The organism is Flavobacterium sp. Root420 (genome assembly GCF_001427905.1).
Lineage (GTDB): Bacteria > Bacteroidota > Bacteroidia > Flavobacteriales > Flavobacteriaceae > Flavobacterium.
Map to the genome: position 1 here is coordinate 140,960 of NZ_LMEF01000033.1, position 14,784 is coordinate 155,743.

The 14,784-nt window shown below is 32.8% G+C and carries 13 protein-coding genes; 7 read left to right on the forward strand and 6 right to left on the reverse strand.

Translation table 11 applies throughout. The features are described 5' to 3' along the window. Window positions 1-7: 7 nt before the first annotated feature. Window positions 8-1,171 carry a glycosyltransferase family 2 protein gene (locus ASC72_RS22355; RefSeq protein ID WP_056196240.1) on the reverse strand — a complete coding sequence of 388 codons (1,164 nt, stop codon included), beginning with the start codon at window positions 1,169-1,171 and terminating at the stop codon, window positions 8-10. 30 nt (window positions 1,172-1,201) lie between these two features. Next, window positions 1,202-2,305 carry a hypothetical protein gene (locus ASC72_RS22360; RefSeq protein WP_117595825.1) on the reverse strand — a complete coding sequence of 368 codons (1,104 nt, stop codon included), beginning with the start codon at window positions 2,303-2,305 and terminating at the stop codon, window positions 1,202-1,204. Window positions 2,306-2,537: 232 nt separating this feature from the next. Here ASC72_RS22360 and ASC72_RS22365 point away from each other — a divergent pair, with 232 nt between their 5' ends. Continuing rightward, window positions 2,538-3,110 carry a hypothetical protein gene (locus tag ASC72_RS22365; protein ID WP_241775777.1) on the forward strand — a complete coding sequence of 191 codons (573 nt, stop codon included), beginning with the start codon at window positions 2,538-2,540 and terminating at the stop codon, window positions 3,108-3,110. Between the two features lie 62 nt (window positions 3,111-3,172). Here the strand turns inward: ASC72_RS22365 and ASC72_RS22370 are convergent, their stop codons facing one another. Further along, window positions 3,173-4,363: a DUF5009 domain-containing protein gene (locus tag ASC72_RS22370; RefSeq protein ID WP_056196242.1), complete on the reverse strand. Its 1,191-nt coding sequence runs from the start codon at window positions 4,361-4,363 to the stop codon at window positions 3,173-3,175. A gap of 137 nt (window positions 4,364-4,500) precedes the next feature. On the opposite strand from ASC72_RS22370, the gene ASC72_RS22375 reads away from it, so the two are divergent. Next, window positions 4,501-5,238 (forward strand): tyrosine-protein phosphatase, encoded by a 738-nt coding sequence (locus tag ASC72_RS22375; protein WP_056196245.1) that lies wholly within the window; start codon window positions 4,501-4,503, stop codon window positions 5,236-5,238. Between the two features lie 9 nt (window positions 5,239-5,247). Here the strand turns inward: ASC72_RS22375 and ASC72_RS22380 are convergent, their stop codons facing one another. After that, complete coding sequence (locus tag ASC72_RS22380; RefSeq protein ID WP_056196248.1) at window positions 5,248-6,666, reverse strand: undecaprenyl-phosphate glucose phosphotransferase; 1,419 nt, start codon at window positions 6,664-6,666, stop codon at window positions 5,248-5,250. A 185-nt stretch (window positions 6,667-6,851) separates the two neighbouring features. On the opposite strand from ASC72_RS22380, the gene ASC72_RS22385 reads away from it, so the two are divergent. The 3 genes from ASC72_RS22385 to ASC72_RS22395 all read left to right on the forward strand — a co-directional run bounded on the left by ASC72_RS22385 (window position 6,852) and on the right by ASC72_RS22395 (window position 10,381). After that, complete coding sequence (locus ASC72_RS22385) at window positions 6,852-7,817, forward strand: hypothetical protein (RefSeq protein WP_056196251.1); 966 nt, start codon at window positions 6,852-6,854, stop codon at window positions 7,815-7,817. 93 nt (window positions 7,818-7,910) lie between these two features. Next, window positions 7,911-9,773 carry an ABC-F family ATP-binding cassette domain-containing protein gene (locus ASC72_RS22390; protein WP_056196254.1) on the forward strand — a complete coding sequence of 621 codons (1,863 nt, stop codon included), beginning with the start codon at window positions 7,911-7,913 and terminating at the stop codon, window positions 9,771-9,773. A 146-nt stretch (window positions 9,774-9,919) separates the two neighbouring features. After that, window positions 9,920-10,381 carry an FKBP-type peptidyl-prolyl cis-trans isomerase gene (locus ASC72_RS22395; RefSeq protein ID WP_056196257.1) on the forward strand — a complete coding sequence of 154 codons (462 nt, stop codon included), beginning with the start codon at window positions 9,920-9,922 and terminating at the stop codon, window positions 10,379-10,381. Window positions 10,382-10,535: 154 nt separating this feature from the next. Here ASC72_RS22395 and ASC72_RS22400 read toward each other — a convergent pair whose 3' ends face one another. Beyond that, window positions 10,536-12,086 (reverse strand): SDR family NAD(P)-dependent oxidoreductase, encoded by a 1,551-nt coding sequence (locus tag ASC72_RS22400; protein ID WP_056196452.1) that lies wholly within the window; start codon window positions 12,084-12,086, stop codon window positions 10,536-10,538. A 148-nt stretch (window positions 12,087-12,234) separates the two neighbouring features. Here ASC72_RS22400 and ASC72_RS22405 point away from each other — a divergent pair, with 148 nt between their 5' ends. Beyond that, window positions 12,235-13,026: an O-methyltransferase gene (locus ASC72_RS22405; RefSeq protein WP_056196260.1), complete on the forward strand. Its 792-nt coding sequence runs from the start codon at window positions 12,235-12,237 to the stop codon at window positions 13,024-13,026. 52 nt (window positions 13,027-13,078) lie between these two features. Here ASC72_RS22405 and ASC72_RS22410 read toward each other — a convergent pair whose 3' ends face one another. Continuing rightward, a complete protein-coding gene (locus ASC72_RS22410) occupies window positions 13,079-13,738 on the reverse strand; it encodes a DUF6565 domain-containing protein (protein ID WP_056196263.1) in 660 nt (219 codons plus the stop codon). A gap of 303 nt (window positions 13,739-14,041) precedes the next feature. Between ASC72_RS22410 and ASC72_RS22415 the strand changes: the two genes are divergently transcribed. Further along, a complete protein-coding gene (locus ASC72_RS22415; protein ID WP_056196266.1) occupies window positions 14,042-14,728 on the forward strand; it encodes an ABC transporter ATP-binding protein in 687 nt (228 codons plus the stop codon). The last annotated feature ends 56 nt before the right edge of the window (window positions 14,729-14,784 follow it).

Sequence of the window (14,784 nt, forward strand, 5' to 3'; positions counted from 1 at the left end):
TAATTTTTTACTCAATTTTTATAATTTGACCTCTGCCATTTCGCGAATCGCTTCCGACAATAAAACTTGCATTTTTGGGGAAAATCTTAAAAGTAATGTTCTTATCTTTAAGAGTTTCTATGATTTTGATACATTTTTTAAATGAAACATACTGATTATCTAAAATTATCTCAGCCTTAGCGTCCTTTAAAATCAGGCACGAATTTACCATTTTTTCTTTTTTGAAATCCAAAAAGAGCACTTTATTTTTCAAGATAAAAGGTAATTTTTCAGACAAAATTTTATTTGAGGAGTAAAAAATATAACTTTCAGGCAACGCTTTTGTCTTTGGTTTGCCCTGAAACATTTTGATGAACGAGAAAACTACAATTCCAATTTTAATAAAGAAGGTAAAAAACCATGATTTCTTAAAATGTTTCTGATAAAAGAAATTCATGGCTTCCTGAAAACGATTCATGTACTTTTCGTCTTTTATCGTACTCTCTCCTTTATAATGTAACACAGTGGTTTCGTGAAAGTAATAATTCGTTTTTTGTTTTTGCAAAACACGATAAGATAAATCAATATCATCTGCGTACATAAAACAATCTTCATCAAAACCACCGAGTTCAAGATACAAATCACGTTTCATAAACATAAAAGCACCCACCAAAATTTCGACTTTTCCAGTTTCATTTTCGTTTATATGCTGCGCATAATATTGATTGAAAAGCGTCCATTTCGGAAAAACTTTATACAAACCAAAAACTTTCGTAAAAGCGACCCAGGGCGTTGGGATTCCACGTTTGCTTTCTGGTAGAAAATTCCCTGTTCCGTCAATTAATTTACAACCGATAATTCCGGGATCTTTTTGCTCTTCGGCGAAAGCCAAAATTTTAATAAAAGTATCTTCTGCAACAACCGTATCCGGATTTAGAATGCAAATGTATTTTCCTTTCGCTTCAGAAACTCCAATATTATTCCCTTTTGGAAATCCAAAATTCTCCTTGTTTTGAATCAGTTTTACAGATGGAAAGCGTTTCTCCATCATCAAACAGCTGTCATCTGCTGAATTATTATCGATGACAATAATTTCCGCATCAAGCGTACCGATTGCTTCCTGAACACTCAAAACGCATTGTTCCAGAAAGTAACGTACATTATAATTAAGGATAATTACCGATAATTGCATGAAAAATTAGGCTGTTGATTTTTTGGAAAGTTAGAAATTTTCTGTTAATCCCAACCGTAAAGACCAGTCGTTTTTACTAACCCCATAATCTAAGGCCAGATTACTGTTATTTTTTTTGTTCCATTTAATTCGGATTCCGGTTCCTATGGAAGGATGCCATTTATCGAATTGATAGGTATCTAACTTTGAAACTGACGAAATATTACCAAAAAATACTGCTCCAAAAAAACCATTTCTGGTGATATCCGTTCTATATTCGGTTTCTAAATAAATAAGTGCATTGCTTCGATATCTGTTTTTGGTAAAACCGCGGCCCGTTTTTCCGTCACGATCCCAACCAATACTTGGCAAATCAAGATAATGTGGTTTGCCTCCAAAAGTAGACCAATAAAAAGCCCGCGAAGCCCAAACCCGATGTTTTGTTTTACTGAAAGAATGATATTTTCGGGCATCAAAATACAGTGATTGCCATTTATTTCCGTCGACACCGCTTGTATTTATTCTCAAATCCGCTTCAACGTAAAGCCCTTGTTCTGGATTAATGATATTCTTTCTGGAATCATACAGCCCCTGAAAAGCAAAACCAAAAGAGGTTTCATCTGAGAAATCCCCATTCATATATTTTACGTAATCTGTTCCTTCATCAATATAAGAGTCCTCAGAGATATTTTGATAATTATCATACAGAAAACCGATTCCTAATCTATAATTACCTACTACTTTTGGGGTCACAAATTGATAAAAACGCCATTGTTGATAATCTAAAGTAGACATTTCTTCTTTTGAATTATGATCCCCTAATCCGTAAGTTAGCTGCGGATAAATCATATAACGATAATCTCCAATAAAATTCCATTTATTGTCTTTTGTATAAATATAAGACTGGATCGGGAAGACATATTGCTTGCTAAAACTAAAATAAGGTGAGAAAGAAACCTGTGACATATTGGTTGTTTCATGATCTTCCCCTAAATAAAAAGTCGTTAAAAAAGAAACCACCAATCCGTTTGAATTATTGGCACCGATAGGAACAGGCAATAACGAAAAAGCTAATTTTCTATCCTTTTGAATATTTGCGGAATCATTCTTTTTAAATATTTTCCGAATCACATCTAAAATATCTTTTCTTTCCACAGTTGTACTGTCTTTTTGCGAATAACAAAATGGAGAGATAAAAAAATACAAACCAGATAAATTTGATTTTTAACTTACTCATTAAAAAGATTTTAAGAATGCGTTCTTACAAATTTAAAATTTTATTAAGACAATTCTCTTATTTTGAAAAGAATTAAAAAAAGAAAACGAAATCGTTTAGAAAAGGTATATTTGAAAGGTAGAATGTTTATTATAAAACACGTTTGTGATTATGAATCGTTTGTATTTCTTACTATCAATAATTGCTATTTTCACTCTTAATTTTGATGGTAAAAGTGTTTCAGAAAAAGAGATAAATCTTGTCAAATCGAATACATGGTTTATTGCAGGACCTGTTATAGAAAGTCAGGAAATAATAAATACTACTCGTTTAAAAACGGGCATTATAAAAGTTACAGCAAAAGATAATCCGATTGGGGAAATTGAATTGAATGTAGCCATTACTCCTTCAGAATCGAATGATGGTATTCCGCAAAATTTATCCGATGACTCAAAGTATGTAACGATAACTTATAAATCATCACATCTTATAAAAATTCAGGCTCGCGAAGGAAATGAAGAGGGAACGGGCTGCGTGCATGGAGGTTCTCATCCAAGAGCTGATTTGCCAGCATCTCCCAAAAAATTTGCTACTCTTAAAATTCCCTGGCCTCATTTTAAACAAGATGGATTGCCTGACGGAAAACCTTTGAACATTCATAATCTATGTAAATTCAATTTTGTGAATTACAATCCGGTTTCTGGAGCATTTTTAGAAATAAAATCAGTTATCGTTCAAATTTAAAAAATTTTCAGGTTTCGTATTTCATGTTTAGCAAAACCTGAAACCTGAAACAAATATAACTTCTAAAGTTGTAATTGTATTTTATATTTGTTGCAGATTTTCATCACGAATAACATAATCGTTGAAAAGACTAAACTCCAAATAATCCCTGGAATTCCCTCACGGAAATATTCCGGTATAATTTCTATTTTGAAAGCCAAATTGAAGTAATAAATTACGCCAGGCAAAATATAAATCAATAACGGGTTTGCAGCCGCGGGCATGAAAAATTCGCTCCATTTTGTTTGTTTTTTAATTTCCATCAACCAATAAAGAAAGTAAAACAAAACGGTACAAATTGCAGCTGAAAACATGGTCCACGATGGTGTTCCTTTTATTTTTGAAATTCCAAAATAAGGACGAAGAAAACAACCTACAGCAAAAAAGAAAACAGCAAAACCAATTACTGACCAATTTATTTTCGGAGCAATTTTTCGATCAAAAAATAATAAGGAAATAATTACACCTGCACTTACTAATGCGGCATGAGTTAAATGTCCGGAAATAAAACTGAGTCCTGAAAATTGCTGTATTACAGATCCTTCAATTAAATTCATAGAATTTGCAACGATACAAACTATTAAAAAAGTAATCATCGCCCATAATTTTCCAGAAACCAACCAATAATAAACAACTGTAAAAAGGTATGCCCAACCAATTAAGCCGAGAATTCCCCACCATTTAGGTGTCATACCCATTGCTCCAGTTTCCTGAACATACAAGAAGTAAAGAGCTATCAAAACTAACATTCCGCCGTATTGCAATGTATTTTTTAGCCAAAGCGGAAAATCTTTAGGATATTTATTCCAAATCGGAATTGGCATTGCATACGCTAAGAGTCCCCAAAATGCGGGAGCGATTAACATTTTTGAGGCATCATAACCATACTCTGCATTCACCATAAAAACACCAATAATAATTAAGGCCAAAGCTCGTTTGAAAGTATGAGTCCAAATCGTTCTGGCACTATCACCTTTCAGTAACCTTGCATTAAATGCAAACGGAATTGACATCCCGACAATAAATAAGAAAGATGGAAAAACTATATCTACAAAAGTCATGGCGTCTGCATCTGCAGGCATGTGTTTCATCCACTGAGGCACATTTTTAACGCTGGCAAGTTCATTTACAAAAATCATTACAAAAATGGTAATTCCTCGTAAAGCGTCAATCGAAATAATTCTCTGATTATACAAGTTCTCTTTAACTTTCATAAAATAGTACATTATTGATACTAACAAATATAGAATAATAGACTAAATGGCAAATTAGATATGATAATAATATCCTTAAATAATAAAATCACCGTTTTAAATACCATAAAGCAATCTTCAATTCTTACTTTTGTACTATGTTTTCATTCTTAAAATCAAAACCTTATTTAAAGGATCTTCTGGGCGGGAATTATATTGATATTCATTCTCATTTATTACCCGGAATAGACGACGGTGCCAAAAGCATATCGAGTACAGAAAGACTTGCCAAATCTTTTCAGGAAATGGGTTTTTCTCAGTTTATTACAACACCTCATGTAAGTCATTATATCTGGAATAATTCGCGAGAAGATATTATAGACAATCATAAAGCGACAAAACTTCTGCTGGAAGAACGCAACATACAAATCCCATTTCAGGCAGCAGCAGAATATTTTATGGACGATTGGTTTGAAACTCATTTTCAAAACAAAAAACTACTAACCTTAAAGGATAATTATGTTTTGGTTGAAATGTCATACATGAATGCTCCGGTACAATTATATAAAATACTTTTTGATTTGCAGGTTGCAGGATATATTCCGGTTTTGGCACATCCGGAACGGTATTTATTTTACCATAAAAACTTCAATGAATATGAAAAGTTAAAAAAAGCCGGATGTCTTTTTCAACTAAATCTGCTTGCTGTAGCTGGCTATTATGGAAATGAAATAACTAAAACATCAGAACAACTTCTAAAAAAAGGAATGTATAATTTTGCTGGTACCGATATTCATCATAGCAATCACGTTGCTGCATTCCATCAAAAAATAAAAATTGAAAATACAAATGCTTTAAAAGAAGTTATTGCAAACAATCAGTTTTTTAAATTCTGACAAAGTTCTCTAGTAAGCATTCTCTTCTCCTTTAAAAACATTTATAAGTGTTCTCACTATAATTTTTATATCCAATAAAAGGCTCCAGTTCTCGATATACCAAATATCATATTCTACTCTATTTTGCATATCGATCAGCTCTTTTGTTTCGCCACGATAGCCATTTACCTGGGCCCAACCCGTAATTCCTGGTTTAGCATAATGACGCACAGAATAATTCGAAATCAACTCACCGTATTCTTTTGCAAGGTTAACCATATGTGGCCTTGGCCCTACAACAGACATTTCTCCCAAAAAAACATTAAAAAACTGCGGTAATTCATCTATACTCGTTTTACGCATAAAAGCTCCAAATTTAGTAATACGATGATCTCCTTTTCCTGCTTGTTTTTTATGAGCCAAATCATTTACGTACATACTTCTAAACTTGTAACAAGTAAAAGATTCATTATCCCGACCGGACCTGTCTTGTTTAAAAAAAATTGGCCCTGATGACTCCAGTTTAATGATTATCATTATTATAGGAAACAGCCATGGAAAAATTAAGAGTATTACTCCTATTGAAAAACAGATATCAAAAACTTTTTTAATTAATCTGTTTATTGCTAACTCCAGCGGTTCCGGACGAAACATCAATACCGGTGTGTTTTCATAAAAAGTAACCTCAACTTTACTTGATTTGGTATACAATTGAAAATCAGGAATAAATTTAATTCGCACCATATTTTGTTCGCAGATTTTCACTAATTTATTTATGGTTTCAACATTATTAATGTGTAAGGCTACATAAATTTCATCGACATCTTCTCTTAATATAAATTTCTCAACATCGTCAAATCCACCTAGAAGCGGTACAAAACTAATACCTGACTCCTCTGTTTGTTCATCAAAAAAGCCTAAAAACTTATAACCGTAAGTTAAATTTTTGGCTAGTATTTTTCGCATTCTTTCGCCTGTTTCATTGGCCCCAACAATTATGAATTTTTTAAAATTATAACCTTTAGCCCTAATGTATTTTAAAGTCTTCATTAAAGTGTAACGAGAAACTAATAACAGTACGAAGAACATCAGGTAAAAATACAATAATCGCAATCTGGAAATGTCTGCATATTTATAAAAAACGACAAAACAAGTCAGGATTGCAATATGTATTACTATTTTTTTAATCGTTCTTTTTAAGATTGATTCTATATATTCTATTCTTATTATTCTGTGTGAATCTTTAGTAAGTAATAATCCTATCCAAATTAAATTCGCTAATAACGACACTGTTTTTTCATCCTTTAAAAAAAGTTTCTCCAAATCTCCGAATCGAGCCCACGCAGAAGCTACTAAAGCTATATTTAGTACTATAACATCCCAAAGCACGAACAGTAATTTGGAGTAGCGTGAAAAACGGTAATGAGATAATTTTTGTACAATTTTCATTTTGCAGGACTACTTTTGATAAACAAAAGCTTTGATTCAATTTTTTTGATGCAAAATAGCATTTTAATTATATTTTAAAACTATTTCAAATTAATTCTTTACATTATAATTATATTAGAAGTATCGTTATAAAAATAAATATTTCTCCACCTTCTTGTATTTTTGTATTTGAAAAGAATCTGGCAATGACAAAAACAATCTTCCTTCTCCTCATGATCATAACGTCAGCGAACGCACAAATTTCTGGCTGTACAGATTCGCTTTCAAAAAATTATAGTCCAAACGCAACTATAAATGACGGAGGTTGCCAATATCCATCTTTGAATTTAAAGCCTAAGTATTCCATTCGCCTAAGCGATTCAATAAAAGAAACTTCGGGCTTACTATCCTTCAATAATTTATTATGGACTCATAATGACGATCACGATAAAACCATTTACGGATTGGATTCTCTTGGAATAATTCAGAAAAAAATTGTTCTCGATAAAGCAATAAATCATGATTGGGAAGAAATCACACAAGACAGTTCTTATTTATACATTGGAGATTTTGGAAATAATTTTGCTGGAAACAGAACTGATTTAAACATTCTTAAAATAGATAAAAAATCATTTTTAGACGAAAATCCAATCATCGAGACTATCTCTTTTACTTATTCAGATCAAAATGTTTTTTCTTCCCAAAAACAAAATAACACCAATTTTGATTGCGAAGCTTTTATTGTTTCTAAAGACAGTATTTATCTGTTTACTAAACAATGGCAATCTTCAAAAACAAGTATTTATGTTTTGCCCAATCAATCTGGAAATCATATCGCGCAATTTAAGGAAACACTCGACACAAAAGGTTTGGTTACCGGAGCAACTTATCTGGAAGAAAAAAAACTTATTGCACTTTGTGGCTATTCTAAACACGGGAAACCATTTTTATATTTATTGTATGATTTTAAAGATCATGATTTTTTGTCCGGAAATAAACGAAGAATTAATATTGGTCTGTCTTTTCATCAAATCGAAGGAATTACTACGAATGATGGTTTGCGCTATTATTTAACTAATGAAGTTTTGGTTCGAAAACCTGTTTTGAATGTTCATCAGCAAATCCATTATTTTGATTTAAGTCCGATTCTGAATTCCTATCTCCATAAATAATTCGCAAATCGTAATATAATAGTTTACTTTTGCAAAAAAGTTGTGTTTTGTAAAACCTTCATAACTTATAATTTATAACTCATAATTTACAAAGTGAATTACTTATCTGTAGAAAATATATCGAAGTCTTTTGGCGAAAGAACGCTTTTTGACAACATCTCATTCGGAATCAATAAAGACCAAAAAATTGCTTTTATCGCTAAAAACGGCTCTGGAAAAACCACCATAATGAGTATTATCAATGGTTTGGATGAGCCTGACACAGGACAAGTGGTTTTGAGAAAGGGAATTCGTATGGCATTTCTTTCTCAGGATAATAATCTACAGGAAGAGTTAACGATTGAAGAAAGCATTTTTGCTTCTGATAATGAAACTTTAAAAGTAATCGAAGCCTACGAAAAAGCGCTTGAAAATCCGGATGACGAAGAAGCTTATCAAAAAGCTTTTGACGGAATGGATCAGCACAATGCGTGGGATTTTGAAACACAATACAAACAGATTTTATTCAAATTAAAACTGGAAGATTTTAAACTAAAAGTAAAAAATCTTTCGGGTGGACAAAAAAAACGTCTTTCATTAGCAATAATCTTAATCAATCGTCCAGATTTATTGATTTTGGATGAGCCAACGAATCACTTAGATCTTGAAATGATTGAATGGTTAGAAAGCTATTTTGCTAAAGAAAATATTACATTGTTTATGGTAACGCACGACCGTTTCTTTCTAGAGCGTGTTTGTAATGAAATTATCGAATTAGACAACGGAAAATTATACCAATACAAAGGAAATTACTCTTATTATTTAGAGAAAAAAGAGGAGCGAGTTGCCTCTGAAAACGCCAGCGTTGACAAAGCAAAAAACTTATTCGTAAAAGAATTAGAATGGATGCGCCGTCAGCCAAAAGCGAGAACCACAAAATCGAAATCGCGTCAGGATGACTTTTACGTAATTAAAGAAAAAGCACAAAGTCGTCGTCTTGAAAACAAGGTAGAACTTGAAATTAATATGGAACGTATGGGAAGCAAGATTATCGAGCTTCACAAAATTTCAAAAAAATTCAAGGATCATGTTATTCTGGACAATTTTAGTTTTGATTTTCAGCGTGGAGAACGTATCGGAATTATTGGTAAAAACGGAACCGGAAAATCTACTTTTTTAAATCTTCTTACCGGAACAATTCCGCTTGATAGCGGGCGTGTTGTAAAAGGTGATACTATTAAAATTGGTTATTATACACAAAGCGGAATCAACCCGAAACCAAATCAGCGTGTAATTGATATTATTAAAGAATACGGAGAATTTATTCCGCTAGCAAAAGGCAGAATGATTTCGGCTTCACAATTGTTGGAACGTTTTCTTTTTGATGCTAAAAAACAATATGATTTTGTCGAAAAATTAAGTGGTGGAGAATTGAAACGTTTGTATTTATGTACCGTTTTGATTCAGAATCCGAACTTTTTAATTCTTGATGAGCCAACAAATGATTTGGATATTGTCACGCTAAATGTTCTAGAGAGTTTTCTTTTAGATTATCCCGGATGTCTTTTAGTAGTTTCTCACGACCGTTATTTCATGGATAAAATTGTCGATCATTTATTTATCTTTAGAGGAAAAGGTGAAATCGAAAGCTTCCCGGGAAATTATTCTGATTTCAGAGCTTATGAAGATAGTGCTGATGTTGCTCAAAAAGAAGAAAACAAAGCCGAAAAAAAAGATTGGAAACAAAATAATCCGACTGGAAATCTAACTTTCAACGAGCAAAAAGAATATCAAAAACTGGAAAGAGAAATTAAAGATCTGGAAATTGACAAAACTAAAATTGAACAATTATTTTCTGACGGAAAAGTAGCTGATGCTGATATCGAGAAAAAAGCAAACGAACTACAAAATATCATTACTAAAATAGATCAGAAAGAGGAGCGTTGGTTTGAATTATCAGCTAAAATAGAAGGATAAAGTCATTACACAGAGATTCACAAAGAAAAAGCAGAGTTACACTAAGTTTATTTTTGAATCTTTGTTTTTTCTTTGTGAATCTCGGTGAAACAAAAAAATCAATTTTATTATATTAGCCCCATTAAAAAATACATTTTTAAAATATCATGAAATACATCTTAACATCATTACTTGTATTAACCCTTTTCATCTCTTGTAATTCTAACGACGATCCTAAAAAAACTGATTATACTGTAGAAAACGAGAAAGAAATAGTTGATTATATTGCTAAAAACAAATTAACTGCACAAAGAACCGATTCTGGTTTGTATTATGTGATAAATGAATCTGGAGACGGAGCTCAACCGACTTCAAGCTCTAATGTTACTGTAGCATATAAAGGGTATTATTCTAATGGAAATGTTTTTGACCAGAGCAAAGCTGCAGGGATTTCCTTTGGGTTAAACCAGGTAATCAAAGGCTGGACAGAAGGTATTCCTCATTTTAAAATTGGAGGAAGCGGAATATTGTTAGTTCCTTCACATTTAGGTTATGGACCTTTCGATTATAGTGGTATTCCTGGAGGTTCAGTACTTATCTTTGATGTAAAATTAATTTCGGTAAACTAATCTCAACATTCTTACTTCGGTCATATTGCATAGACATTCTTATCGAAGAGAATGAAATCAAATAAAGGATTAAACATTTTATTATCAAAAGAAAAACCACAACAAAATTCATTTCTGTTGTGGCTTTTTATTTAAATGAGACTGAGACTAAAAACTACCAAGGGATCGGATTATAATCTTTCAGGAATTTTCCGCACCAATGTTTTCCGGTATTGATTCCGTCAAATAAAGGATCCATAACTCTCGCCGCACCATCAACAATATCCAATGGCGGTTGAAAATCTTCTAATTCCTGTTTTTTCTTTGCCAATTCAGCAGGATCTTCGTCTGTTACCCAACCTGTGTCGACTGCATTCATAAATATACCATGTTTCGCCAACGTTCCTGAAGAAGTATGGGTTAACATATTTAATGCCGCTTTTGCCATATTGGTATGCGGATGACGATCTTCTTTAAAAAAACGATGAAATTTTCCTTCCATCGCCGAAACATTGATGATGTGTTTTTGTCCTGTATTATCTTTCTTCATTACTTCCGAAAGTCGGTTACACAATACAAAAGGCGCAACCGAATTCACCAATTGCACTTCAATCATTTCAGTCGTTTCTATTTGACCGAGGCGCAAACGCCAACTGTTTGTTTTTCGTAAATCGACCTGCTGTAAATCGGCATCGAGTTCTCCCTCCGGAAAAACTTCATTGGCAACCAACGCATTATCGAAAGAATACGGAATTTGAGATAATTGAGCCGAAGCTCGCAAGCCAATTCCAGGTTCGGGTCCGTGCCAGGTAACTGGCATATTTTCGTTTGAAGAAGCTGCACTGGTCAACATCTTCAATTCGTCTAAACAATTAATATGATCCAATAATAATTCTTGTGCCTTTTGAGGAAGAGCGTTCAGTGGCAACTCTTCATTCTCCATCAAATGCGAATAGAAACCAGCAGGGCGCCTAACGGTTTGGGCTGCATTATTAATTAAAATATCAAGACGCTCGTATTTTTGCTCAATAAAATTACAGAAAATCTCCACGCTCGGAATATGTCTTAAGTCTAAACCATGAATTTTCAACCGATGCCCCCAATCCATGAAATCATCTTCTTTAGCAAAACGCAAAGCTGAATCAACAGGAAAGCGAGTGGTAGCGATTACAGTTGCTCCGCCACGCAAAAGCATCAAAGTAATATGATAACCAATTTTTAAACGAGAACCTGTAATAATAGCAATTTGTCCTTTTACATCTGCGGTCTGAAAGCGTTTGGCATAATTAAAATCGCCACAATCCGTACACATTGTGTCATAAAAGTGATGCATTCTGGTAAACTCTGTTTTACAGACGTAACAATTTCTGGGTGTTTCAAGTTCTAATTGTTCTTTTTGTACAAGATCAGTATAGGCTAGTAATTTCGGTGCGACAAATATGTTCGCTTCTCGTGCATACCTGATTCCGGTTTCCTTACGGGCAGTTTTGTCCTTCTTTTCCTTTTTCCGTTTAGCTGCCTGTAATCCGTCTTTAATTCTTCTGGAAAACTCACCTCTATCTGGTCTGGAAAACATTCCCGCTTCTTTAATTAAAGCTATTCGTTGCTCTTTTGGGATATCAAAAATTTGATCTGTATTGGTATTCAATTGTGCCAAAATAGCAATGCAACGATTAATTTCTTCAGAAGATATTATGTTATTATCTTCTATTTCTTCCTTCAACATCATAAAAAACGTATTACTATTAGCTTTATTTAAAGTCCGCAAATATAGTCTTTTTGAAGTCGGAACAATTCTAAGTCAAATTGACTGCTTCTTCCCTTTTGACAATTGTATTATCTTGTTATCTTCGTACCCTGATATAATTATTTATATGCTATTTCAAATAAAAGCTTATTTAAAATTCCTTTGGAACTCCAAGGACGAACACGGAGTACATTCTCCGTTTGTTTTTAGTTTACTGACAAAATGTTTTTACGATAAAAAGCCTAAACCGGAATATGCAATTCTAAAAAAATATAGAAAATCATTACTAGAGAATAAAAACTTTATTGAAGTAACTGATTTTGGTGCCGGATCAAAAGTTTTCAAATCAAACAGAAGGCAAATTTCGAAGATTGCATCAACAGCCGGAATTTCTCCAAAACGAGCCGAATTACTATTTCGGGTAACCCATTATTTTCAGCCTGCTACTATTCTTGAAATCGGAACTTCTTTGGGCTTGGCTACTTCTGCCCTGGCTTTAGGTAATCTAAACGCAAATGTAATTACATTAGAAGGTTGTCCACAAACTGCAAATCAATGTCAATTACAATTGCAAAAATTCAATTTCAATAATGTAAATTCAATTGTAACAGAATTTGAAAAATATTTTCAAGACATCAAACTGAGACATCAAACTGAGACTGAAAACTTCAATCTAATATATTTCGACGGTAATCATTCTAAAAAAGCAACTCTGGCCTATTTTGAACTTTTATTACCAACTATTGACAATGACTCTGTTTGGATTTTCGATGACATTCATTGGTCACAAGAAATGGAAGAAGCCTGGGGAATTATTAAAAGTCATCCAAAAGTTACCGTTACCATTGATACTTTTCAATGGGGATTTGTCTTTTTCAGGTATGAACAGAAAAAAGAGCATTTTACAATTCGGGCATAAAAAAATGACAACCGTTTCTGGTTGTCATTTTTTTATAGTAATTCAATTAATTTTATTTTTTAGCTTCTTTGTTTTCATCAGATTTAGCTCCCATTCTGTTAACAGTATACATCGGAGCAAATTTCATTTTTAAACCAGCAATTTTTCTGTTATCTTCAGATGTTAAACCCTCTTTTTCAACAGTATTTTTTCGGCTGTCTAATGCTTCATACAACAATTTGATTTCATCCCAGTCTTCACGAGAGTAACTATCTTTATTATCCTCAACTGTATGAACAAATTGTTGGTACACACTGTGAATATTTTGGGCATTTACCCAGGAAAAACTCATATCGTCTCCAATTTTTCCTTCACCAAATAAAGCATTACGCAATTGTTGTTTCGGACTTGGAGCAGGTGGGGCAAGAACGGTGGTCATTTCTTTTTTAAATTCTTCGTATTTAACTTTACTTGCATTTATTTTTTCACTCTCAGCAGTATTGTCTTTAATATCTGCCAAAGCTAACTGAGCATTTTCAGCTCTTCTATCGTACTCAGCTTCAACAGTTGCCCAATCCGCTTTCAAATCATCAGCTTTGACATTTTTTACTGAGTCGACGTAGGTTACATAAGCGTCAATTGTTTTTTGAGCCTTTTCTTGTTTTTCGTCTTTACACGATGTAAGACTCAATGCAATTAATGCAATTCCCGATAATAATTGTATGTTTTTCATAATTCTGATTATTTAATATTACATTACAAATATAGTTAAATTTTTAAATATTAATAAGTTTTAATCAATTATTTAATATTTTTGTTGAAAATAATTTATTTAAAATTGTAAAATATGAGAATTATGTAAAAATTAACTAGAATCATATAACAAGTATTTCATTCATTAAAATATTTTTTAGTTAATTCAATTAACAAAGACAGATCCTTCTGGAAATCTTCTTTTGTAACAAAAATCAATTTCACGCTACTTATCGTTTATTGAAAAGTGTTTTGTACTTTTAAAACCAAATTGTAATACGAAATGGCAAATCCATTAATTAAAATAACTAACATTAAACGAGATTTTGTACTTGGTAATGAAATCGTTTATGTCTTAAAAGGAATAGATTTAAAAATCAATAAAGGAGAATATGTTGCTTTAATGGGGCCATCAGGATCCGGAAAATCCACTTTAATGAATTTATTGGGTTGTTTGGATACACCAACTTCCGGACACTACATTTTAAATGGAAAAGATGTCAGCCAAATGAAAGATGATGAGCTGGCAGGAATTCGAAATAAGGAAATTGGTTTTGTATTTCAGACTTTTAATCTTTTGCCAAGAACAACTGCTTTAGATAACGTTGCTTTGCCGATGATTTACGCGGGCTATTCAAAATCTGAACGAAATGCACGTGCTAAAGAAGTTTTAACACAGGTAAATCTTGCCGACCGAATGGATCACCAGCCTAACCAACTTTCAGGAGGACAACGTCAGCGTGTTGCTATTGCCCGTGCTTTGGTCAATAAACCTTCTATTATATTGGCCGATGAACCAACCGGAAACTTAGACAGTAAAACTTCTGTAGAAATTATGAAGCTTTTTGGAGATATCCACGCATTAGGAAATACGGTGATTTTGGTAACTCATGAGGAAGATATTGCAGCTTATGCACATCGTGTTATCCGTTTAAGAGATGGATTGATTGAAAGCGACACTACTAAATAATTTTAGATTTCTGAATTTAGATTTTAGATTATTTTCTAAATCTTAAATTTTAGATT